Genomic DNA, 22,876 nt, shown 5'->3' with positions numbered 1-22,876 from the left:
CTAGCTGATTTATAGGAATATTCATTATGCGGACAAAAGTGTTGGTTGACAAGGGCAGTCGCGCAGTTAATTGACTGCTAACTGGAATATCGAAACCAAAACTTAGTTATAATTAAGAGCGTTAACGCATAAACGTAACGGCCTGATTGCGGTTTTTAGGCTGAAAATTTTGCTGACGGTAGTGGATTCACTTTAAAAAGGTAACCATTCTGCTGGTAAGGATTTTAGAAGCATCTGTCATGCTTGCGAACCGCTAGCGAGGAAGATTTATACTAGTAGAATACCATTCACGGATGTACCACTTTTATTCTGAACTGACTATACGATGACCTATCAGCCACCTTACATAGGTCAATGGTTAAAAAATCTATAGGTGGATTTAGCTATTTTTGCCATCGTCACGTATGATGACGACATAAACGTTATAATCTAAGTAACATAAATTTTGTACCCATTGTAATTTTGAATATTGAGAACTTGTCATGACCGATTCTGCTACCTTTGATGAACATACTGATTTAACCGGCGAGACAGCGACTTACCCTCAATTGCTCCAATCAAAAGATGCGCCGCTCGTCATCGGTATCGTCGCTGGTGAAGTGTCGGGTGACAGTTTGGGCGCGGACTTTATGCAGCAGATGAATAATCTACGTGATGACATTGTCTGGGTGGGTGTGGGCGGCACCAAGATGCAAGCGCAAGGACTGCAAAGTATTTTTCCGTTAGCGCGTCTGGCAGTGATGGGTTTGGTGGAAGTCATGGCGCAGCTGCCCGATTTACTCAAAGCCCGCCGTGAGCTATTAACGGCGTTTGATGCGGCTGATATTGATTGGTTTATTGGTATTGATGCGCCCGATTTTAATCTGCGAGTGTCTAAGAAGCTAAAGCCTCAAGGCATATTTTGTGTGCAGTATGTCAGTCCCTCTATTTGGGCATGGCGTGAGTCACGTATTCATAATATTAAAGCGGCGACCAATCTGGTGTTGTGCTTGTTCCCGTTTGAGCTGTCAGTTTATGAGCGCCATAACCATCCAGCGATCTGTGTCGGCCATCCGCTACTTCGTACTATTGATCAAACCTTGTTAGACACGCCTATCAATCAGCGCCGTAGCGAGCTGGTCTGGCACAATGACGGCTTGCAGCAGTTTTTTATTGAACGGTTTGATGACGTCAGCCAGCTGATTTGTGTGATGCCAGGCTCACGGCGCGGCGAAATCACAGCGATTTTGCCGTTGATGCTGGATGGTATCCAAAAGCTTATATTGTTAGATCCAAAGCTGTGTTTTATCATTCCTACCGTCGATCAAAACCATCAATATATCGTCCAAGATGTCATTGATCGGCGCTCAGAGCAGCTGCGTGCCGCTATCGCTGTGGTCTATGATGATAGTCAGCCAGCCTTTAGTCAGCAGGCGATGGCGGCCTCTGATGTTGTTATGCTGGCCTCTGGTACGGCAACGTTAGAAGCGATGTTACTTGAGCGACCGATGGTGGTGGTTTATCAGTTAAACCAAATGACCTATCAAATTGCGAAGCGCTTGGTAAAAGTGCCTTATGTTGCATTGCCCAATATTTTAGCTGACACAGCGATCGTTCCTGAACTTATTCAAGAACAGGCGAGTGGTGATAATATTTGCCGTACGGTCATGCGCCTAATGCAGCCCCGTGCCTACGCTGAGCAATTAAAAGACCTAGTAGCCACAAAGCAACTATTACAACAGCAAAGTAACCACGACCCTGCTCATAGCGTGATTGAGCAATGGTTTATTCAAGGTGGTCATAAAGCCTAATGTGCAATGGCGCATAATCTGTTCCGTTCTACTAATAAACACCCGTTCTATGAATAAAAAGACACCCCAACGCTATGAGTAATCCGCCCTTGATAGAAAATTGTATGACACCAATCGCCGTTAGTATTGAGCAAGTTGACATCAAAGGCCAATATGTCCAACTGGCAGCGCCCATCGACTTGTCGGGTCAACTGAATATCTCTGAGCTGCGCGCTCAGTATTTGGTCAATGCAGCAGAGAGCGGGGAGCAAACACCGCTACAGATTGGCGTTGATGAAGCAGGGCGCGGACCGCTATTAGGTAGTGTCAATGTGGCTGCTGCTATATTACCTGCGGCGTGGTCAGGATTGATTGAGAGGCAGCCCCTCAAAAATACGCCATTATCTATACTGACGGACTCTAAGCAGTTGAGTGAAAAAAAGCGTGATGTTCTTTATCCCTTGGTTCAGCAGCACGCTATTGGCTGTGTCGTCGCTGAGATACCAGCTGCGGTGATTGATCAGGTCAATATCTTGCAAGCGACGATGCTTGGCATGCGTTTATGTACGGAAGGGTTGTTGGAGGAAATCGTCACGCATCTTATTACGGATAGGATCGAAACCAGTCATACAGCGTCTCAAATGAAACGCCATGCTCAAATTCAGGTACTGTATGACGGCAATCGTTGCCCTGATTTAGATTATGCCCTGCTTGATGAAATAGGCATAAAAAAATCGGCTATTGATTGCCAAGCTTGGGTGAAGGGTGACGCGCGTCATACCAGTATTGCAGCTGCCAGTATCTTGGCAAAAGTAAGTCGCGATAAAACCATGTATGTCCTTGATGCCGAGCACCCAGAATATGGCATTGCCAAACACAAAGGTTATCCGACACGGGCACACATGGAAGCCATTGGGACGTATGGCGTACTAACTGCGCACAGACGCAGTTTTGAGCCCGTAAGAAAGGCGCTTGAAAACTAACGTCAAATGACTATTAGTCCCTTTTATCAATAGCCTAAGTAGCTACTTTAATTGTTAAAGCAAATACAGCCAGCTATCAATATATCAATAGCGCGGAATTTTTAATAATCTTATCCTCGTAATTACAAGACTAAAACGACGAGTCTGGCTGCTGTAAGAAGGCTTCTTCTTCGTCAGTTGACTCGCGGTCCAACGTGTCATTACGATGAGGATAACGTCCAAACTGCTCGATAATATCTTTGTGACGGTGTTCAAAGTCCAGCGTTACAGCGTCTTTTAGCTGCTCAAACAGGGGCAGATACCGCTCATGAATCCACAGTGATTCTGAGTGCATAAACGGCATGATGATAAACTGGCGCCACTCCATCGGTAGTGTATCAAAATGCGGCTGTTGGACAGCTTCTTGTGCCAATACTACTGCCATATTGTCTTGCGCAAAGGCACACGCTTGACCGCGATGTAGATTACGTGAAAACTGATCTAAGACAATAATTTCTGCTAAGCGCCCAGCCAAAGCGGTGATTGAGCTGTTACTGTCTTTTGAGACTTCTGCGTTGCGCCAAGTTACGCACTCACCCTGTTTTGCCGCCTGCCAAATTGTGCCAAATTTATCATGTATCTGCTGATCAAATTGATCATTTTTGGCAAACCAATATGGTTCATTGTCTTTATCAAACCAAAAATCCAAGACCGCCCGAGCATCAGGATTCAGATGGTCTAAAGGAATGTTTTTTGGATCAATTTGCGATAAATTTTCTTGACTGCTGGCGGTGGAATAATCAGTTGATAATGACATAACATATTCTAATTATGATGGATTTAGTCTACTATAGCGCAAATATTTATGTCTGTCATGACGCCGACAGCGACTATTAGGTAACCTATTATGAATCCAAAAAACTCAGTAAACACCCCCCATTCATCATTGCCGGCAACGCCTTATTATCTACTGGATGAGGCGGCAATCGTCGCCAATATGCAGATTATCGCCCGCCTGTGCGAGCTGTCAGGTGCTAAAGCCCTACTGGCGCTCAAATGTTTTGCCACGTGGGGCGTGTTTGATGTTATGAGTCCCTTTTTGCATGGCACGACCTCCTCTTCATTAAATGAAGTACGTTTGGGTCATGAGACCTTTGGTAATAATACCAATAATGAAGGCGAAGAGCGTGGCCAAAATAAAAAAGAAACGCATGCGTATAGTGTCGCTTATAGCGCAGATGAAATTCCTGAAGTGCTGAGCTATGCCGATAAAATTATCTTTAACTCAATCTCGCAATTGCACGCTTTTAAAGATCAAGCTGCGGCGCAAAATATACCAGTAGGTCTGCGACTGAACCCTAAGACTAGCAATTCGTCATTCATCATTGCTGATCCCGCCCGTCCTTTTAGCCGTCTGGGTGAGCACAACAAAGATAAGATTAAAGCGGTGCTTGGTGATATTACGGGTGTGATGATTCATAACAACTGCGAAAATGACAGCTTTGAGGCTTTTAGCAAGAGCTTGGCCGACATTGAAGACAGATTTGGTGATGTTTTGCAGCAGCTTGACTGGGTCAGTTTGGGCGGCGGCATTCACTTTATCGCTCCTGACTATCCGCTAGAGAAACTTGCTAAAAGATTAAAAGATTTTAGCGAAACCTATGGCGTGCAGGTCTACCTTGAACCAGGGGAGGCGAGTATCCATGGTGCGGGTTCACTGGTCACGACCGTGTTAGACACCATGCACAACGACAAGAACTTGGCTGTCGTTGATGCCTCTATTGAGGCGCACATGCTTGATTTATTAATTTATCGCGAGTCAGCCCCCATTGCTTCTATTAATGCCGAAGCGATGAGTGTCTCACCTGTCGATATGAATAAGACAGCGGATGTATCAGACAATACAATCATCTATGGTCGCTCTTGTTTGGCAGGGGATATCTTTGGTGAATATACTTTACCTGCTAACTTGCAAATAGGCGATAAGATTGCGTTTGGCAATGCGGCAGGCTATACCATGGTCAAGAAAAACTGGTTTAACGGGGTCAATATGCCTGCAATTGTGATTCGTCGCCTAGATGGCAGCCTTGATATCCAGCGCGAATTTAATTATCAAGACTATAAAGCCAGTTTGTCTTAGTATTCAGGTTTCACGGTTTTTTACCTATTAAAAACAAAGGTTTAGGATCAATGAAGGGTGAATGTAATACAGGTGTTTTTTCTGCATTATTTTTTACCGATAAGGGAATAAAAATTGTTATAATCGCGTCGAGCAAATACGAGAGGGTTATTTGCTCGACGGGTGCGTGGGTTTTCCTCGGTCTTCCTTTTTAATTCACGCATATCATTCACTCGTTTCTGTTTTGCATAGCCGCAATCAATGGTATCGACAGGGACACAAAGGAGGATTGTTCATTGAACACAAACCAACAAATTAAGCCCAACAAAAAAGACGTACTGATCATCGGAGCAGGCGGTGTCGCTCAAGTAGTCGCGCATAAGTGTGCGATGCATAATGATGTGCTTGGCGAGATTCATATCGCCTCACGTACGCAAGACAAGTGCGATGCCATCGCTCAAAGTGTGAAAGAGAAAAATAGCTTCAAAGAGCCTGCCGTGTTGCACACGCATCAAGTTGATGCGATGGACACCGAAGCGCTAATAAATCTGATTCAAGACACAGGTATTCAAATCGTCATTAATGTCGGTTCGGCATTTATCAATATGACGGTACTAGAAGCTTGTATCGAGACAGGCGTGGCGTATATTGATACCGCTATTCATGAAGATCCACGCAAGATTTGTGAGACGCCGCCATGGTATGGTAATTATGAATGGCAACGTCGCGATCGCTGTGCGGACAATAATGTCACGGCTATCTTAGGCGCAGGCTTCGATCCTGGTATGGTCAATGCGTATGCGCGTCTTGGCTATGACATGATGGATGCAGGCTCGGTGACCGACATTGACATCATCGATATTAATGCTGGCAGTCACGGGAAATATTTCGCCACCAATTTTGATCCTGAGATTAACTTCCGTGAATTTACCGGTACGGTTTACTCGTGGCAGGACAGCAAGTGGCAGTCTAATAAGATGTTTGAAGTCAAACGTACTGACGATTTGCCAGTGGTTGGTGTGCAAAACAGCTACCTAAGTGGTCATGATGAAGTGCATTCTTTGTCAGCTAATTTGGATGTGCCAAACATTCGTTTTTGGATGGGCTTTGGTGAGCACTATATCAATGTCTTTACCGTGCTACAAAACTTAGGGCTATTGTCTGAGCAGCCTGTGATGACCGCTGAAGGCCAAGAAGTGATTCCGTTAAAAGTCGTCAAAGCAGTACTACCAGACCCAAGCTCGCTGGCACCGAACTACACTGGCAAGACTTGCATTGGTGACAAGGTTAAAGGCAAGATTAATGGCGTTGAGACCGAGGTGTTTATCTATAATGTCTCCGACCATAAAGACGCTTATAATGAGGTTGGTAGCCAAGGTATCTCTTATACCGCAGGCGTGCCACCTGTCGCCGCTGCCATGCTCGTCGCGACTGGCGAGTGGGATGCGGGTAAGATGGTCAACGTCGAAGAGCTTGATGCCAAGCCCTTTATCAATCTACTCAATAAGATTGGCTTGCCAACGCGTATCAAAGACAGCGAAGGTGATAGAGCACTTGAGTTTGATATTTAAGTAAAATTGTCTTAGGTATAAAAAAGCCTATCTGTTATGGATAGGCTTTTTTCTTGGCTGATAGTATTCGAATATCATCCCTCACTAGGATTATAATTTTTCAATGCGGCATGATTGTGTTTTTGCTACTATCTATCATCAGTCCAGTGAAGACTATTGTTATCGTAAAATTTTTGTCTATAAGTTCACCAGCTCCCCAGTAATAACTCATATCACACTACAAACATTAAAACGAGACTATCAAATGCAATTAGAAGTTAATGTCATCGATGCCTTTACTGACACTGTGTTTAAAGGCAATTCTGCTGCAGTTATTATCACAGATGATTGGTTAAGTGATGATTTGATGCAGTCTATTGCTTTTGAAAATAATCTGTCTGAAACCGCTTTTATCGTTGCTGATGACGATAAAGGAATCTACCACATTCGCTGGTTTTCACCCTCCACCGAGATTGCTTTTTGCGGTCATGCGACGTTGGCATCAGCCTTTGTTTTGTTTAAGAAGAACCCTACGGCGGCGTCTATCAAGTTTTCGGCCAAAGCGGTTGGTGTTTTGACAATCGTACAAACAGAGACTGGAAAAATCCAAATGGATTTCCCAAAAAAAATGCCTGAAAAAGTTGATAGCATTCCTGATAGTCTATTATCTGGCCTTTCTGTTGCGCCTGTTGATGTTTACAGAAATAATCAAGCGTACTTTGTCATTTATAACGCTGAGTCTGATGTGTTAAACGTCGTTCGGGATAATGAGAAGCTAAAAAAGCTGTTACCATTAAATGTGGTAGTGACTTGTCAAGCTGAATCGGATGCTTATCATAAGTACGATTTTATATCGCGATATTTTTGGCCAGAGAATGGGGGCGGTGAAGATCCCGTAACTGGGTCAGTACACACTGGACTTGCACCGTTATGGGCCGAGCGTTTGGAGAAAAATGAGTTGGTTGCGTATCAAGCTTCAAATCGAGGCGGGGTTCTAGACTGTGTGGTTATAGGCGATAGAGTGTTTATTTCTGGCAACGCCGTACAGTATCTGACGGGTGTTATCACAGTTGAGGAGTAATCGGCTTTGCCTGAGTTAAAGACAGTTGGACTTTTTGCATTGACGGCACTAGCAGAGATTGTCGGTTGTTATCTGCCTTATCTATGGCTGCGAGAAGGTAAGTCTATATGGCTACTGATACCTGGCGCGCTTAGTTTGGCGGCATTTGTCTGGCTGCTGACATTGCATCCAACCGCAGTAGGCAGAGTGTATGCCGCTTATGGTGGGGTGTATGTCGTGATGGCAATTATTTGGTTATGGACGGTCAATGGTATTCGGCCAAACACCTGGGACATATTAGGCTCTGCGGTGGCACTGCTTGGCATGGCGATTATTATGTTCGCGCCGCGCAGTACCTAGTTTAAAAGATAAGTCTGGTTGATACGTTCAATCAATACGCGTATTCATAAGTGCTTACTTACGGATACACGGCGATTTGCTATAATAAACAACAAGCCGATGAGTAGAGGCGGCCAACTCTTATTTAGCACAAAGATGCTTACTGTTCTGGTTGATTGATTATTATGCGTATCCGTAAACTGTTTAAGTTTGAAAATGCTCACATCGTTCGTAACTGTAGCTCTGAGCGCTGCAAACACTCTATCCATGGTCACAGCTATCAGATTGAGCTGATTCTTGAGGCTAAGCGCTTAGATCATGGGCAGATGGTCTATGATTTTGGTCTGTTAAAATCCTCGATTAAAGACATTATTGATAGCTTTGATCATGCCATCTGTTTTTGGAGTAAAGACGATCCTGAATATATCGCAGCTTGTAAAAAATTCAGTGCACGCTGGATAAGCTTACCCGTGTCACCATCAGCAGAGCAGTTTTCACGAGTGATATTCTTTTGGGCACAAGAGATTCTACAACAAACCCAAATGCAAAACGGTGAGACAGACGTTAGCGTTTATTCGGTGATTGCACACGAAACCGCAACGGGTTATGCCCAGTGCTTTGCTGATGATGTTGCCAATGAGCAAATGGGCAAACTGACTTTAGAGGAATTTGCGTTTAGCGAGCAAGTTTGTGCGGAGTGGCATGATCCTGAGCTATACGCCAAGTTGATTTGCGGTGAGCGTTTTGTGAACCCATCAGTGACCATGCAGGTGCAGCCAGATGCCTAACAACAGTTTAAAAGACGAAAGCAGCTTGCAAACCTTGCAAACACTGACACTGCATTCTGAAGACGATACAAAGGCCTTGGCTCGCCAGTTGGCCGCTTTGCCTTTGAGCGGTAGTGTCTGGCTGGCAGGAGATTTGGGTGCAGGTAAAACCACCTTAACGCGCTATTGGTTACAGGCGCTGGGACATAAAGATGCGGTAAAAAGTCCAACTTATACGTTGGTTGAGCCTTATAGTATTCTGCAAGAGGATGGTACAACCAAGCCAGTCTATCATGCTGATTTATATCGCCTGCAAGATCCAGAAGAGCTGTCTTTTATAGGGTTTGATGAGTATCTGGATGAGCCAAATGCATTGGTCATCATTGAATGGCCAAGTCGTGCAGACAGTTATCTACCACCGCCGATTTTGTTTATTGATATGACACAAGGTGATGATGGTAAAGAAGCCCGTCAGATTACACTGCGACTATCGAAAGTAGGGCAAGCGCAAGGGCTAGATCTGTCAGCGCTCCATATTTAGTTTTTATCAAAGATAAGGCGCAAGATACCGAAACACATGATATTTATAGATGTCCACTAACCACTCTGATACACGCATAAAAAAACTATCGCCGCTGCTTATCAATCAATTAGCCGCTGGTGAGGTCGTCACGCGTCCAGCAGCAGTTGTCAAAGAGTTACTTGAAAACGCTATCGATGCAGGTGCGACTAATATTGAGGTTCATATTACTCAAGGTGGTATGGGCATGATTGAAGTGGTGGACAATGGGGTTGGTATCCACCCCGATGATATGGTGATGGCGATTACCCGTCATGCCACCAGCAAAGTCGCTGATGTGGCCAATTTGCATGGCATTATGACGTTGGGTTTTCGCGGCGAGGCATTGGCAGCAACGGCTGCTGTTTCTCGTCTGACGCTGACTAGTAGCCACGATAACAGTGGGATTGGCCGCCAATTACAGGTTGCTGGCGTGTTGGACGATACGCCCACACTATTACCCGTGGTGCACAATCGTGGCACGACGATTACGGTAAGAGATTTGTATTTTAATGTGCCCGCACGCCGAGGCAACTTGAAGTCTATTGCCACCGAATTTGGCCACATTGAAACGATTGTTCGTGAGGTAGCATTAGCACGAGCAGACATCACCCTCATGCTCTTTCACGATAATAAAAAAAGGCTGTCACTATCTGCTAGTACCACCCATAACGAACATAATAACCGTCTGTCTTTAGCGCGCCTTGAGCAGGCGATAGGTAGCGCTTTGACAAAGAACGCGATTGAAGTAGCGGTTGACTTATCTAGTTTAACCCAGCCATCATCAGAGTATGTCAACAATAAAAGCGTTAATCACCACGCAGGTATTAGTGGTTGGTTATGGCCTGTGCGTGACCAAAAAGAGAGCCTGCCAAAGTTGATCTATGTAAATGGTCGGCTGGTGAAAGAAGCGTTAATCAGCAATCAGCTCCGCCAATTGGCTCAAGGCGCGCAGCTCACAGGCATGGGTTATGCGCTCTATTTTGATATGCCCACCCATTGGCTTAACATCAATGTGCACCCATCCAAACAACGCATTAAAATAAGTCCGCTCAATAATGTCATGGCACATTTAAACCATGCGCTTCGTTCAAAGTTGAAAGCGTTCAGTGCGACAGAAATGGCAGTTCAGCCAGAGACAACATTACCCAACCGTTATGCGCCTACCAGTAAATCACTTGATACAACCTTGCCCAAGACTTCTGCTATCCACAGTTTCGTCCAAAGCGGTCAAGTACAGTCGCCTAAACGTCGCTATCAGCTGTCAGCCACTACGCAGTTATCTGAGGGTGAAGCAGTAGCCGATTTTGAGGCGCCTTCATATCAAAAGATGACGACCGCGCGTGCCACTCCAACTGATTGGAACGATTCATTGATAGAAACAATAGGCGTACACTGTTTAGATATCATTGCTAGCTTGGATGAATCAGTGTCTGAGTCTCTTATGAAGGAGGGCAATCAGGGTAAAAAGACGCGCCCATGGCTATTGTTTTATAGTGAAGGACAGTGCTTACTCATTAGTGCAGACGTTTGGCGCTTGAAGGTTAGTGGGTTGTTTGAATCCCGTGTGTTTAGTAACAGGATAGTGAGTAACGAGATATTTAAAAAAGATAAAATGTCCAATAGTGTGAATGGTGCTAGAGAGATTAATCAGCAGCTTGCCATCGTAAGCGCGCAAATGTCAGGACAAGATTTGAGGGTGTTTAACACAGACATTAAAGCGCTGTTGTTTAAGCACGCCATTAAAGTCATAGACAGTCATCGATTGGTAGCGTTCATGCTGTCAGATACGCACTAAACGCTCTTAAGCGCGTCTCTAGATCAGTTTCTATTTACTCCACAATATAAATAATATGAAAGGCAATCCCATGAGACATTCGTCTGATAGCTTATCTCATCATATGGCGGATAACAGTGTGGTGTGTTTGATGGCGCCCACCGCCAGTGGCAAAACAGCTTTGGCTTATGAGTTGTATGATACAGGGCGTTATGAGCTAATATCCGTAGATTCGGCGCTGATATATCGTGATATGAATATCGGTACGGCCAAACCGACGGCCGCTGAGCTTGAGCGTTATCCCCATCATTTAGTCGATATCGTTGACCCCATGCAAAGCTATAGTGTTGCTGAGTTCGTCAGTGATGTTGCGCGCCTTATCGATGACTGCCATCACAACGGCAAGATTCCCTTGCTTGTGGGCGGTACTATGATGTATTACATGGCGCTACTTGACGGGCTGTCGCCTGTGCCTGATAGTGATGACAACACTCGTGCACGCGTAGAGCAGTGGCGACAAAATGAGGGTATCGGTGCGCTTTATGATTATCTTGGTGACGTGGATGCGATCAGCCATCAGCGCCTAAATGCAACCGATACCCAGCGTATTACTCGTGCGGTTGAAGTCTATTTGCAAACAAGAACCCCCATAAGTGACTGGCAGCGTCAACCAAAACGCGCGTTAGCACACAATCCCAATCAGCAGTGGCATGCCTTAGCGGTGATGCCTGATCGTCCATGGCTGCATGAGCGTATTGAGCAGCGTTTAGATATCATGTGGTCTGAAGGGTTGGTGGCGGAGGTCATACGTCTATTTGAACAATATCCGTTAACACCTAATTTACCTTCTATGCGCTGCGTTGGCTATCGGCAAGTATTAGAGTATCTAGTACACATTAAACACCCCATATTTGAACAACCCCATCTAGATAAAGCTCAATTTTATAACGCGTTTGGGGAGCTTGAAGGGTCAATAAATAAAAAAATAAAACCAAGCAGTACGCTTGATCTACAAGCTCAGTCAATGATGTCTGACAGTCAGACCGAGGCACTTGCTTGTCAGCAAATGCAAAATAAGGCATTATATGCTACAAGGCAGCTGGCAAAGCGCCAATACACTTGGTTACGAAAAATAATCCAATTGCCTAGTGCTGCAGCAGAAGTCAAAAAGCTATCTGATTTATCTAGTAATGACAGCTCTAGTAATGAAAAAAGCCACGCTATAAACAGAGCTTTGTCGATACAGGAATTTAGTACGATGGAGCAGGCAAGAGCGCATCTACAATAAAAGTCAGTGACCGTTAAAGCAGAGTATATAAAGATTGTGATGTAAAAAATGCTTTATAACCCCATAAGGAATTAATGACAATTAGTTTCAAAGTATAATGTAGATAACTGCTATAATTCAAATCTATCAAAATAGTTGGTCGGATGTCAGGTCAGCTATTTTCCAGTCATTATCAATTGACGTTTGTTGATAAAAATAGCTAATGAAACAAGTAGTTACTTAATCATTTACAATAATAACGTATTCACGATAAAGTGGCCTGCCTTAAGAACAATAAGTATGTATTTAGATACGTTTTAAAAAGAACACTTATTATTGTATCTATCTTTAGCCAGTATAATTAAATGACCACTTAAAATAATTGGCGCTTAAAATATAATTATATAATATTTAGGAGAGATTTCATGTCAAAAGGACAAACTTTACAAGATCCGTTCTTGAACTCGCTGCGCAAAGATCGCATTCCTGTTTCTATTTTTTTGGTTAATGGTATCAAGCTGCAAGGTCAGATTGAGTCATTTGATCAGTATGTAGTCTTACTTAAAAATACAGTCAGCCAAATGGTGTACAAACATGCCATTTCCACTGTTGTCCCAGCGCGCAACCCCCGTAGTACGACAACAGGGACTGGCACTCAAACTCAGAGCGCCGCCCCAGCAGGCTATCAGGGTAGTGGTTTTGAGCGTGGTAGCAATCCAGCTGGTACAGGCGGTTTTGAAGATCGTGGTTTTGCCTCTAATCGTAGTGGTTTTAATCGTGGCGGTTTTGGTCAAGGTCAAGAGCGTGGTTTTGAGCGTGGTAGCTTCGGACAAAGTCAGGAACGTGGCTTTGAGCGTGGCGGCTTTGGTCAAGATCGTGGGTTTGAGTCGCCAGTAGAGAGCACTCGCTTTGAGGACAAATCAAGTGACGGCTCTAATGATAACAATGACAGATAATTGAACGCGTAATAGAGGTGCGTTGCATCGTTGAGACATAACTGATTCGATCAAGACCTGCTCTAGAGTAGGTTTTTTTTGTCTAAATGGCTGCACCCGTTCAGCAAGTGACATTTATATCAAGTAACCTTTACATATAATAATGATCTAATCTTAATCATTGGTCATCTGCTGTATAGCGTACGCAGATTATTAATATAAGACAGAATATAGTAAAATGTTGTCTTGATTCATTATAAAAACAGAGCGAATTCATGAGTAATACCCAAATCAATGTAACCCATGAGCAGTTCATCAGTACCGCCATCGAAGCAATTAATACTGAGATAGCGGCGTTATCGTTATTGACCGAGCAGATAGACGATAGGTTTGCGCAAGCTTGCGATGTGATTTTGGCTTGTCAGGGGCGCGTCGTGGTCACTGGTATGGGTAAGTCAGGATTGATTGGGCGAAAAATAGCCGCGACGTTTGCCTCTACGGGCACGCCCGCTTTTTTTATGCATCCTGGCGAAGCAGGACATGGTGATCTGGGTATGTTGGTAAAGGGCGATGTTTTGCTTGCCATCTCTAACTCTGGTGAGTCAGATGAGATAAAAATGCTATTGCCTGTTGTTAAACGTTTAGATATTCCGCTGATTAGTATTAGCCGTGATAAGCGAGGCATGCTACCACACGCGGCTGACATTGTATTAACCCTTGGTAAATCACAAGAGGCTTGTCCGCTGAACCTTGCGCCAACGTCGAGTACGACGGCGACTTTAGCTCTTGGAGATGCATTAGCTGTGGCCTTGGTGCACGCACGCAACTTTACGTCAGAGGATTTTGCCTTATCGCATCCAGCAGGTGCATTAGGCCGCCAGCTACTGACACGAGTTGAGGATTTGATGCATACAAAATCTGAAGACTTACCTCTGATACATCAGCAAGCGCCCTTGCAAGAAGCACTCTTTACTATGTCTGCTGGACGTTTGGGTATGACCGTGGTGACCGATGACAATGAGAAAGTCGTCGGAGTATTTACAGATGGTGACTTACGTCGTGGTTTGGAAAAAGGTATCGACCTGCAAACACCGATGCGTGAAGTCATGGTGAGAAATCCGCGCCATGTTAGTAAGACCATGCGCGCCTCAGATGCCCTTAGTGTGATGAATGAAAGTGGGATCAGTCAGTTGTTGATTATTGATGACGAGGGTCGCTTAGAGGCGATCATCACCGTACATGACTTGCTAAAAGCTGGTGTGAAGTAACTATTATTTTAAAAAATAGCCTTTAATATAATAAGAGATAACTGATGCAAGACTTAATAAAAAAAGCGGGACAAGTAAAGCTATTGGTCATGGATGTTGACGGTATTTTATCGAACGGTCAAATTATTTATGACGGTAATGGTATCGAGACCAAAGCATTTTCTGTTCATGATGGCGTTGGGGTGAAATCTTTGGCGCGTTACGGTATTTTGACGGCGATTATTACGGGTCGTCGTAGCGCGATGGTGGATAAGCGCGCCGCAGAAATGGGTGTCGATTATGTGGTACAAGGTCGTGATGATAAGCTTATTGCTTTAAATGAGTTATTATCTAGCCTTGATCCTGCGCTTAGTATTACGCCAGCTGATTGTGCGTATATGGGTGATGATCTGCCAGATATTAAAGCGATGCAAACGGTAGGATTTGCTGCGACAGTGCCCAATGCGCACGCCGAAGTGATCAAGCGCAGTGACATGGTGACTACCCGTACAGGGGGTACTGGTGCCGTACGTGAAATATGTGATCTGATTTTAAAGGGTCATGGCCACTATCAAGACTTTATCGCGCACCATACGCTTGATGAAGCAAAAACTCAGGATAACTTGTCGTGAATACTCGTGTGTTAATAGTCCTTGCTTTGATTATTGCTGGTATTGCTGGCTGGTTTTTTCAGCAGCAAGGAAAGATATCACCACCAGTAAGCATGGAGACGACGGATGTGGACTATGAAGCCACAGATATTAGTGCGGTACAGACTAACGAGAAAGGTGAGACTGAATATGAGCTGACCGCTGAATCGTTGACACACAACCCAGAGACCAATTTGGATGAGATGTCAGGGATTACCATGAATTGGGAGCCATCAGCAGAGCAGCGCTATCGTATTGAAGCGGGTAGTGCGGCTATTAGTCAGCAGACGGGTGAGCTTAGCTTGTCAGGTGGCTTTTCACTGGTCAGTGAAGGCAGTAAAAACACGCCAGATATTGAGCCGATAAAAGTGACTGGAAGTACTCTAAAAGGCAATACCAAATCAGGGCAGGTATATAGTGAAGAGCCTGTGAAGATTGAACAAGGGATGAATCGGTTTGAAGCCTCTAGTATGACCGCCAACCTTGAAACAGGGGAGTATGAGTTTGGTCAAGTGGCGGTTGCCTTTACCCCAGCTGACCGTCAAGATAAAGCATTGTTCTGAGCCTAAGTATTCTTACCAAGTCTGTACTTAAAAAGCGTGCTAAAAACAACCGTTAGTATGACGTGTGCAAGCCCTACTACCTATTATAAAACGAGTAACTTTTATGAAATCTAAATTTTTGCTTACTTTGTGCCCATCATTGATACGCTCAAATCTAACATCGTGTCGCTTACCTCGATTGAACGCGCTGCCGATGGTTATGTTGTTAGCGTTGCCATTGTATAGCCATGCTCTACCGTCAGATGCCAATCAAGAAATTAAGCTGTTGGCGGATAAAGCCACTTATAGTGAGCGTACAGGTATTACCAGTTACTCAGGCAACGTCATTATTACTCAAGGTACGTTTAAGATGACCGCGGATAACATCACGGTCAATTTGTCGCCGCAGCGTAGTATTAATTCGGCCGTCGCGACGGGACGCCCAGCTACTATGCAGCAAGTCGTCACTCAAGAAAAAGGTTTAGCAAAAGGTCAGGCGAATAAAATTGACTATAATGCAGTGACTGGCATCGTGACTCTGACCGGGAATGCTAAGTTGGTGCAAAATGGTGCAAGTTTTGCGGGTAACGTTATTCGTTACAGTCTAAAAGCTGGCGATGTCGAAGCGACTGCTGGTGGTAATCAGCGTGTAGAGTTGGTCTTTCCACCCAGTAATAGTAATAGCCAAAAGAGCATACGTTAAAAACCTAGGTGGTTAGTGATTAATAGAAAAATAAGACCGTATGAATGTGTCGGTGCTTGAATTTTGCAATAGTATGAGTAAGTTATGAGTGATAATAAAAATATAGACTCCTTAGCAACCAGTAACAGTACAGTGCCTGCCGTCCGATTATCGATGCAAAATCTAGGCAAACGCTATGGTAAACGCTGGGTAGTTAAGGATGTTTCTTTCTCTGTTGAGCAAGGTCAAGTTGTTGGGCTGTTAGGGCCAAATGGTGCCGGTAAAACGACCAGCTTTTATATGGTGGTTGGGTTGGTTAATATGGATAAGGGGCGTGTGACCTTAGGGAAGATGGACTTGTCAAAATATGCGATGCATGAGCGTGCTCGTGCCGGTATTGGTTATTTACCGCAAGAAGCCTCTATTTTTCGCAAGTTATCTATCGAAGACAATATTTTGGCTATTTTGGAGACTCGTCAAGAATTGAGTAAGAGCGAACAGCGGCAAGAGCTTGAAAAATTAATTGGCGAGTTCCATCTAGAGCATGTCAGAAAATCTCAGGGTATGAGTGTTTCAGGTGGTGAGCGTCGTCGTTGTGAGATTGCTCGTGCCTTGGCAGCTGACCCCAAGTTTATCTTATTAGACGAGCCTTTTGCGGGTGTTGATCCTATCTCTGTTGGCGATATCAAAGATGTTATTTTGACCCTTAAAAATCGTGGTATTGGTGTGCTGATTACAGATCATAATGTTCGTGATACGCTGGCTATTTGTGAGAAAGCTTATATTGTCTCAGAAGGCGCCATTATTGCTGAGGGAACTTCATCTGAAGTCTTAGAGAATGATCTGGTGAAGTCTGTCTATTTAGGTAAAGATTTTCAAGTATAAGCCTGCACATCAAAACAGTTCTCACGCTTATATGTGTGCTGGCAGCTGACATGAGGTTTTAAATTAAGCCTGCATGTTAGCTGTCGTTGTTTTTCTTATGTTCCATGCTTCCCTTTCTATAGAGTACAGCCTGTCACCCTGAAGGCTGGTTTATCATAAAAACACTTTCAAATTAATACCTATCAAAACATTACGATACTCTACTTATTATTCTTGATTGATCATCTGAATAAGGCTGATATGTTATGGCAAAAAATAAAAGCAGCTATGTCTGCCAACATTGCGGGGCTCATTTTGGTAAATGGGCAGGGCAGTGTACAGACTGCGGAGAATGGAACAGCTTAGTGGAAGCGCCAAATGTCAGTATGCCGCATCATAATAAAAGTACGGCCAGACCTAATGCCAGTCGTGCGACCACTCGTAGTGCTAGCACCCCTACTGGTAACTATTCTGGTACGCACAGTGCGGTCATGCCGCTCAATGCGGTCAGTGTAACGCTCGACACACGCTTGCCAACGGGTATCAGTGAATTTGATCGGGTACTTGGTGGGGGATTGGTGGCGGGTTCCGTGGTGCTAATAGGGGGTGATCCTGGTATTGGTAAGTCGACCATCTTGTTGCAGACAGCGACCAACATGGCACGTGCTGATTCATTGGCAGGTAGCGCGTTGTATGTAACAGGTGAAGAGTCACTTGCACAAGTTGCCATGCGTGCTAAGCGCTTAGATTTGCCTGCTGATAGGCTTCGAGTGCTGGCAGAAACCAATGTCGAGACTATTTGTGCTGCGCTGACTCAAGAGCAGCCCGCCATTGCTATTATTGACTCTATTCAGACTATTTATACGGATGCGATTAATTCGGCGCCAGGCGGTGTCAGTCAAATTCGAGAGTCGGCCGCGATTTTGACCCGCTATGCAAAGCAAACAGGCACAGCGCTGTTTTTAGTGGGTCATGTCACCAAAGAAGGCACGTTAGCAGGTCCTCGCGTGCTTGAACATATGGTCGATACAGTACTGTACTTTGAAGGTCAATCAGACTCTCGTTTTCGGATGATTCGCGCGGTCAAAAACCGGTTTGGGGCAGTTAACGAGCTAGGTATCTTTGGCATGACTGATATGGGGCTCAAAGAAGTCGCTAATCCATCAGCTATATTTTTAAGTCGCTATGATAAGCCTGTTGCAGGCTCGGTAGTGATGGTCAGCCGTGAAGGTACCAGGCCGTTACTGGTCGAGGTACAAGCGTTAGTTGATGATTCTCAAGGGCAACCAAGACGGATGGCCCTAGGCCTAGATTTTCAACGCTTATCTATGCTCTTGGCAGTGATGCATCGCCACGGTGGTATCCATACCAGCGGGCAGGATGTCTACGTCAACGTGGTTGGCGGTGTTAAAGTCATTGAGACAGGGTCGGATTTAGCCGTATTACTGGCCTGTGCGTCAAGTATTAAAGAGAGGGCGTTACCGTCTTCATTGGCTGTGTTCGGTGAAGTCGGGTTGTCAGGTGAGATTCGCCCAGTACCCAACGGTCAGGAGCGCTTAAAGGAAGCCATGAAGCATGGATTTAAGCACGCCATTATCCCAAAGGCCAATGCGCCTGCTAAGGACTCGCCCCAGTTTAAAGGGATTAACGTGATTGCCGTTGAACGTCTTGATGATGCGATTGAAAGCGCGTTTGAATTATAAAGTGGACGGCTTCCATTCAGACTATGATTTGCTGTGTCAAAATGTCTAAGCCTACAGGTCTAATAAACGTTAAATCCTAAAAAAGCGCCTAACTATTTTGCATAGTTAGGCGCTTTTTGTTTGATCTGATTAAACTAAATCATGACTGGTTTAAAACTATGGACCCGAAACACGCTCGATGGCAACGTTACCGACTCCTTTACTAGTAATGCCAAGACGTTTAGCCGCACCATAAGACAAATCTAACACACGGTTGCCATGGAATGGACCACGATCATTTACTTTTACCACAACGCTTTTGCCATTTGTTTTGTTGGTTACTTTAACATAGCAATTTAATGGTAGTGAGCGATGGGCCGCTGTTAATCCATTCATATCGAAAGTTTCGCCGCTGGCTGTTTTGCGACCATGAAACTTACGTCCATACCAAGAGGCGAGGCCAGTTTGCTTAAACTTACTGACTGAGTTAGAGGCGACGGCTGTCAGACGCTCTAACACATCTTCATCATTTGTTACTTGCGCAGTATCACTGGCCAGCAGTGGGCTGCTAAGCGCCAATGAAGTAGGTTGACGTGCTGATTTAACTAAACTTGATGCACCGTCATGCTGACGGCTAAGCTCGCCAAGCACACGATCAATATGGGAGGCGTTATCTTGTGAAATCATCGCAAGAGAGGTTTTTGCTTCTACAGCATTTGCATTAGTAGCGACTGCAGAGCCAGCAAATAACACTGCTGACATAGTAAGTAAACCAGATAAACGCTTATTCATAGATACCTCTATAACTTATACATTAAAACCTAACTCTGATACTGTCAGATTGAGCGTGACATGGTTTAAATAATCTCACCACGTCCAGCTTCTAAAACCTCACCATCAATTTGTTTTTCATGTAGTAACTGAGGTCAAACCAAGGCTTTGATAGATTTTAATATATGGAAATTTTTCATTATCATAAGTAAGAACGGTAATATGACCGAGGAGACTTATGAAACGCTCAAATGATAGTTAACTATTTTAGTAAAGCACCTAATTTTCAATGGAAAATTGAGTACCCATCTCATAGCATATCAAGTTTACAAACTTTCTGATATTGCTAAATTAATAAAGGTTTTAGAGAGTATTCGGTGTTTCTATGTTATCAAACCGTTATTTAAGTAGTTTATTTGAAAGCTCAAAACCGACAAGCTGCTAACTATAAGACCAAGCTGCAACCACAATATAATTAAGTGCAAAGTTTCTTAGGAGCTATGTACGGGTTATGTATCATAACTACAATAAAACGAGGTTAACGCAATTATTTGTAAAAGACAAGGACTAAAACTTTTCAGTACGGGTTAATAATGAGGGGGTTTTAAAAAACTAGCTGCCGAAGTTTATCGAGATAAATTTGTTAAATAATAATAACTTATCTGTCATTTACGACGAATAATGGGCCAGTTAATGGCCCATATTATTTAGCATCCGTTAAAAGTAACAAAATATTAATATGGATAAAGATAGCCTGAATAGCCAAATTTTTGTCGTTGGCTAGTGACGGCTTTTGAGGTGCTTATATCGTAGGTTCGCTGCTATATTGCAAGGGCTAAGAGGGTGGGGCACTAATATAAGCAATTGATTTGATAGTAAAATAATGGGTTTTTTGCCTATGATGTCAGCTAGGTTTATGGGTGTGAATAGACATGAGCAGACCAAAACCCGCCATTAAGGTGACGATAGCGGTACCACCATAGCTAATAAAAGGCAAAGGAACCCCAACCACGGGTAAAAGCCCCCCAACCATGCCGACATTGACAAACACGTAGACAAAGAAAGACATAGCAATGGCCCCCGCTAATAGCCTGCTATAGACATCGGGGTGAGTAAAGGCAATGTATAAGGCGCGCATGAGTAAACAGGAATAAATAAACATCAATAACATCACACCCAACAGACCGAACTCTTCTGAAAAAGCGGCGATGATAAAATCAGTGTGACCTTCTGGTAGGAAGTGTAGATGTGATTGAGTACCTTCTAAATAGCCCTTCCCTGTGAGTCCTCCAGCACCAATAGCAGTCTTTGACTGAATGATGTTCCATCCAGCACCCTGAACATCCGCTTCAGGGTTGAGTAAGGTTAAGACGCGCGTACGCTGATAATCGTGTAACAGGAAATTCCAAGCAATGGCGATAAAAGGCACTGCTAAAATTGCTGCGGCTGAAATCAATCGCCAAGATAGGCCCGCTAAAAAAAGCACAAAAATACCGCTGGCTGCTACTAATAGCGATGTACCCAGATCAGGTTCTTTAGCAATTAATAGCACGGGTACAATGATTAACGCCAAGGTTATAGCGATACTAGACGCTGAGGGCGGCAGATCACGTTTGGATAAAAACCAAGCACACATCATTGGCATGCCAAGTTTCATAAACTCTGACGGCTGCACACTACCAAATCCTGGTAAGTTAATCCAGCGCTGAGCACCCATACGTACTTCACCAATGATATCAACCAACACCAGTAGGATTAACCCCAGCACATAAAATATGGGGGTAAAAGTGCGATAGAGGCTAGGCGGTATCTGTGCCATGGTAAACATCACCGCAAAGGCCACACCATAGCTGACCATTTGGCGTAGAACCATAGCAACATCTTGGCTCGCCGCACTATACAAAATCGTCAAACCAATGCAGCAAACTGTTAATAAGAGAAGAGTCAACCACGGATCTATATGCACACGTTGCCATAGCGTTGGTGCATGACCTTGACCTAAATGATGGCTCTGACGTGAAAAACGGTATTGCGGATTAGAGGACATAAGCAAAAGGTGTCTGACAATTGGTGTAAAGGAAAGTTTTTATCTAAAGTATGATTTTAGAACGCTGGTACGGTATCTATGTTAGGAGCACCTTACCGACGAAGTAACATGTGAGTAATAAGGTCACGTAATTATAAAAATTATAAGGATAAGTGTTAATTACGAATATTACCCTTGTGATTAGAGGCGATAGTTTAGCCTGCTTGCTGAAAATTTGATAGTATCCATAAAACGTTTTTAGCGGTAGTTTCTTGCAATGATCAACACAAAAAAACATTCTTGTAGGCAGATCCATCAGCCTATTATTGCACTACTCATATGTGCCAGCAGTCTCCCTGTTCATGCTGCTATTATTAGCGACAACAGTGAGCGCCGTATCCAAATACGTCAGGGCAGTAGCGCTGACAGCAGTGTCTATATCAAACCTTCTACCAGTGCCTCGATCCACACTCCTGGCGTTACGATGCTAAGTGGCGAAAATGCGACAAACGGCGATAGTATGCAAGGATTGATTGCCCAAAAGCAGCGTGACTTTGCCCTCGCTGCCAGTTTGTCTATCGAAGAAAATAAACAGGTGAGTATCAACCGACGTGCGCCTGTGTATGATACAACTTACGGTAGTAACAGATACAGCACCGCGAATAATACTTATAATAGTGCTGCCAATGCCTTTACCAGTATGGATTTTAATGCATGGTTAAACAGTAATACTTACCGGGCTCGTCAAGTAGCAGATTATCAGCGCTATTTAAGCGCCAGAGTCGGCGCGCAAAATGTACCGCCATTGTCTCAGTTACTGACCACGGCTCGTAGTTGGAGCAAATGCGGCTATGAGCCTTATCAACTACCACCGCAGCATCTATGGGCAAACATTGTGCCGACGTTACGTCTGTATACGGAGCTCAAACACCAAGGTATTCTGCCAGCCAGTAGTGAGATACGCTCAGTATACCGCAGTCCCGGACTTAATGACTGTGCTGGCGGTGCTGATAGTAGTAAACACATGAATGCGAGCGCCATAGACATTTGGGTGCCAGAATATGAAGACAATTTATGGCGGCTTAGCACCATGCAAGATGGACTGTGTCAGTTTTGGCAATATCAGGGCGAGCCTCACAATTTTGGTCTAGGGCTATATGCTACGGGTGCCATTCATCTAGACACTGATGGTTATCGAAAATGGGGCTTTAATCATGCGAGTAGCAGCTCCTCATGCCGTTATTGAGTGGTCTACTCCATTAATAAAAGACCCATAAGTATGAATTGATAGTAATAAGATGAAATCAG

Annotated in this window: 20 protein-coding genes and 1 pseudogene; 18 read left to right on the top strand and 3 right to left on the bottom strand. The window is 44.2% G+C overall.

Annotation, left to right across the window (positions count from 1 at the left end; translation table 11 throughout):
* Positions 1-482 precede the first annotated feature (482 nt).
* Both lpxB and DVY93_RS00425 read left to right on the top strand, forming a co-directional pair.
* Entirely contained in the window at positions 483-1,790 is a 1,308-nt protein-coding gene (lpxB, locus tag DVY93_RS00430; RefSeq protein ID WP_198333732.1) for a lipid-A-disaccharide synthase, read from the top strand.
* 74 nt (positions 1,791-1,864) lie between these two features.
* The gene (locus tag DVY93_RS00425; RefSeq protein WP_230708359.1) at positions 1,865-2,752 is read left to right on the top strand and encodes a ribonuclease HII; all 888 of its coding nucleotides are present in this window, start codon (positions 1,865-1,867) and stop codon (positions 2,750-2,752) included.
* Positions 2,753-2,882: 130 nt separating this feature from the next.
* Here the strand turns inward: DVY93_RS00425 and DVY93_RS00420 are convergent, their stop codons facing one another.
* Positions 2,883-3,548 (bottom strand): DUF924 family protein, encoded by a 666-nt coding sequence (locus DVY93_RS00420; RefSeq protein WP_427673285.1) that lies wholly within the window; start codon positions 3,546-3,548, stop codon positions 2,883-2,885.
* 90 nt (positions 3,549-3,638) lie between these two features.
* On the opposite strand from DVY93_RS00420, the gene DVY93_RS00415 reads away from it, so the two are divergent.
* From DVY93_RS00415 to radA, 15 genes are all read left to right on the top strand, one after another.
* Positions 3,639-4,871, top strand: coding sequence for a carboxynorspermidine decarboxylase (locus DVY93_RS00415; RefSeq protein ID WP_230708358.1), 1,233 nt, complete (start codon positions 3,639-3,641; stop codon positions 4,869-4,871).
* A gap of 275 nt (positions 4,872-5,146) precedes the next feature.
* A complete protein-coding gene (locus DVY93_RS00410) occupies positions 5,147-6,421 on the top strand; it encodes a saccharopine dehydrogenase family protein (RefSeq protein ID WP_193006939.1) in 1,275 nt (424 codons plus the stop codon).
* A 244-nt stretch (positions 6,422-6,665) separates the two neighbouring features.
* Positions 6,666-7,481, top strand: coding sequence for a PhzF family phenazine biosynthesis protein (locus DVY93_RS00405; RefSeq protein WP_230708357.1), 816 nt, complete (start codon positions 6,666-6,668; stop codon positions 7,479-7,481).
* Between the two features lie 6 nt (positions 7,482-7,487).
* Positions 7,488-7,820 carry a YnfA family protein gene (locus DVY93_RS00400; protein ID WP_230708356.1) on the top strand — a complete coding sequence of 111 codons (333 nt, stop codon included), beginning with the start codon at positions 7,488-7,490 and terminating at the stop codon, positions 7,818-7,820.
* A 164-nt stretch (positions 7,821-7,984) separates the two neighbouring features.
* Positions 7,985-8,587, top strand: a complete 603-nt coding sequence (locus DVY93_RS00395) for a 6-pyruvoyl trahydropterin synthase family protein (protein WP_230708355.1) — start codon at positions 7,985-7,987, stop codon at positions 8,585-8,587.
* Positions 8,580-9,107: a tRNA (adenosine(37)-N6)-threonylcarbamoyltransferase complex ATPase subunit type 1 TsaE gene (gene tsaE / locus DVY93_RS00390; protein ID WP_230708354.1), complete on the top strand. Its 528-nt coding sequence runs from the start codon at positions 8,580-8,582 to the stop codon at positions 9,105-9,107. Before DVY93_RS00395 ends, tsaE begins: the two co-directional genes overlap by 8 nt.
* Before the next feature lie 49 nt (positions 9,108-9,156).
* Positions 9,157-10,923: a DNA mismatch repair endonuclease MutL gene (mutL, locus tag DVY93_RS00385; protein ID WP_230708353.1), complete on the top strand. Its 1,767-nt coding sequence runs from the start codon at positions 9,157-9,159 to the stop codon at positions 10,921-10,923.
* Between the two features lie 70 nt (positions 10,924-10,993).
* Positions 10,994-12,190: a tRNA (adenosine(37)-N6)-dimethylallyltransferase MiaA gene (miaA, locus tag DVY93_RS00380; protein WP_230708352.1), complete on the top strand. Its 1,197-nt coding sequence runs from the start codon at positions 10,994-10,996 to the stop codon at positions 12,188-12,190.
* Positions 12,191-12,594: 404 nt separating this feature from the next.
* Positions 12,595-13,125 (top strand): RNA chaperone Hfq, encoded by a 531-nt coding sequence (gene hfq, locus DVY93_RS00375; protein ID WP_193006932.1) that lies wholly within the window; start codon positions 12,595-12,597, stop codon positions 13,123-13,125.
* Between the two features lie 254 nt (positions 13,126-13,379).
* On the top strand, positions 13,380-14,372 hold the full coding sequence (locus tag DVY93_RS00370; RefSeq protein WP_193006931.1) for a KpsF/GutQ family sugar-phosphate isomerase: 993 nt from the start codon (positions 13,380-13,382) through the stop codon (positions 14,370-14,372).
* Positions 14,373-14,416: 44 nt separating this feature from the next.
* Positions 14,417-14,983 (top strand): KdsC family phosphatase, encoded by a 567-nt coding sequence (locus DVY93_RS00365; protein ID WP_230708351.1) that lies wholly within the window; start codon positions 14,417-14,419, stop codon positions 14,981-14,983.
* Positions 14,980-15,564 (top strand): LPS export ABC transporter periplasmic protein LptC, encoded by a 585-nt coding sequence (lptC, locus tag DVY93_RS00360; protein ID WP_193006929.1) that lies wholly within the window; start codon positions 14,980-14,982, stop codon positions 15,562-15,564. The genes DVY93_RS00365 and lptC overlap by 4 nt, the downstream gene beginning before the upstream one ends.
* A gap of 193 nt (positions 15,565-15,757) precedes the next feature.
* Positions 15,758-16,246 carry a lipopolysaccharide transport periplasmic protein LptA gene (gene lptA, locus DVY93_RS00355; protein WP_230708651.1) on the top strand — a complete coding sequence of 163 codons (489 nt, stop codon included), beginning with the start codon at positions 15,758-15,760 and terminating at the stop codon, positions 16,244-16,246.
* Positions 16,247-16,399: 153 nt separating this feature from the next.
* A complete protein-coding gene (lptB, locus tag DVY93_RS00350) occupies positions 16,400-17,110 on the top strand; it encodes an LPS export ABC transporter ATP-binding protein (protein ID WP_442966489.1) in 711 nt (236 codons plus the stop codon).
* 245 nt (positions 17,111-17,355) lie between these two features.
* Positions 17,356-18,792 carry a DNA repair protein RadA gene (radA, locus tag DVY93_RS00345; RefSeq protein WP_230708349.1) on the top strand — a complete coding sequence of 479 codons (1,437 nt, stop codon included), beginning with the start codon at positions 17,356-17,358 and terminating at the stop codon, positions 18,790-18,792.
* A 156-nt stretch (positions 18,793-18,948) separates the two neighbouring features.
* On the opposite strand, the pseudogene DVY93_RS12490 reads toward radA, so the two are convergent.
* A pseudogene (locus tag DVY93_RS12490) lies at positions 18,949-19,290 on the bottom strand (septal ring lytic transglycosylase RlpA family protein); the annotation flags it as partial.
* A gap of 1,156 nt (positions 19,291-20,446) precedes the next feature.
* Positions 20,447-21,589 carry a rod shape-determining protein RodA gene (rodA, locus tag DVY93_RS00335; RefSeq protein ID WP_230708348.1) on the bottom strand — a complete coding sequence of 381 codons (1,143 nt, stop codon included), beginning with the start codon at positions 21,587-21,589 and terminating at the stop codon, positions 20,447-20,449.
* Positions 21,590-21,845: 256 nt separating this feature from the next.
* On the opposite strand from rodA, the gene DVY93_RS00330 reads away from it, so the two are divergent.
* Entirely contained in the window at positions 21,846-22,814 is a 969-nt protein-coding gene (locus tag DVY93_RS00330) for a D-Ala-D-Ala carboxypeptidase family metallohydrolase (protein WP_230708347.1), read from the top strand.
* The last annotated feature ends 62 nt before the right edge of the window (positions 22,815-22,876 follow it).

It is taken from the genome of Psychrobacter sp. CCUG 69069 (genome assembly GCF_021023115.1).
GTDB classification, from domain to species: Bacteria; Pseudomonadota; Gammaproteobacteria; order Pseudomonadales; family Moraxellaceae; genus Psychrobacter; species Psychrobacter namhaensis.
The sequence above is the reverse complement of the archived record's forward strand: the minus strand, read 5'-3'. Positions and strand labels throughout refer to the sequence as shown.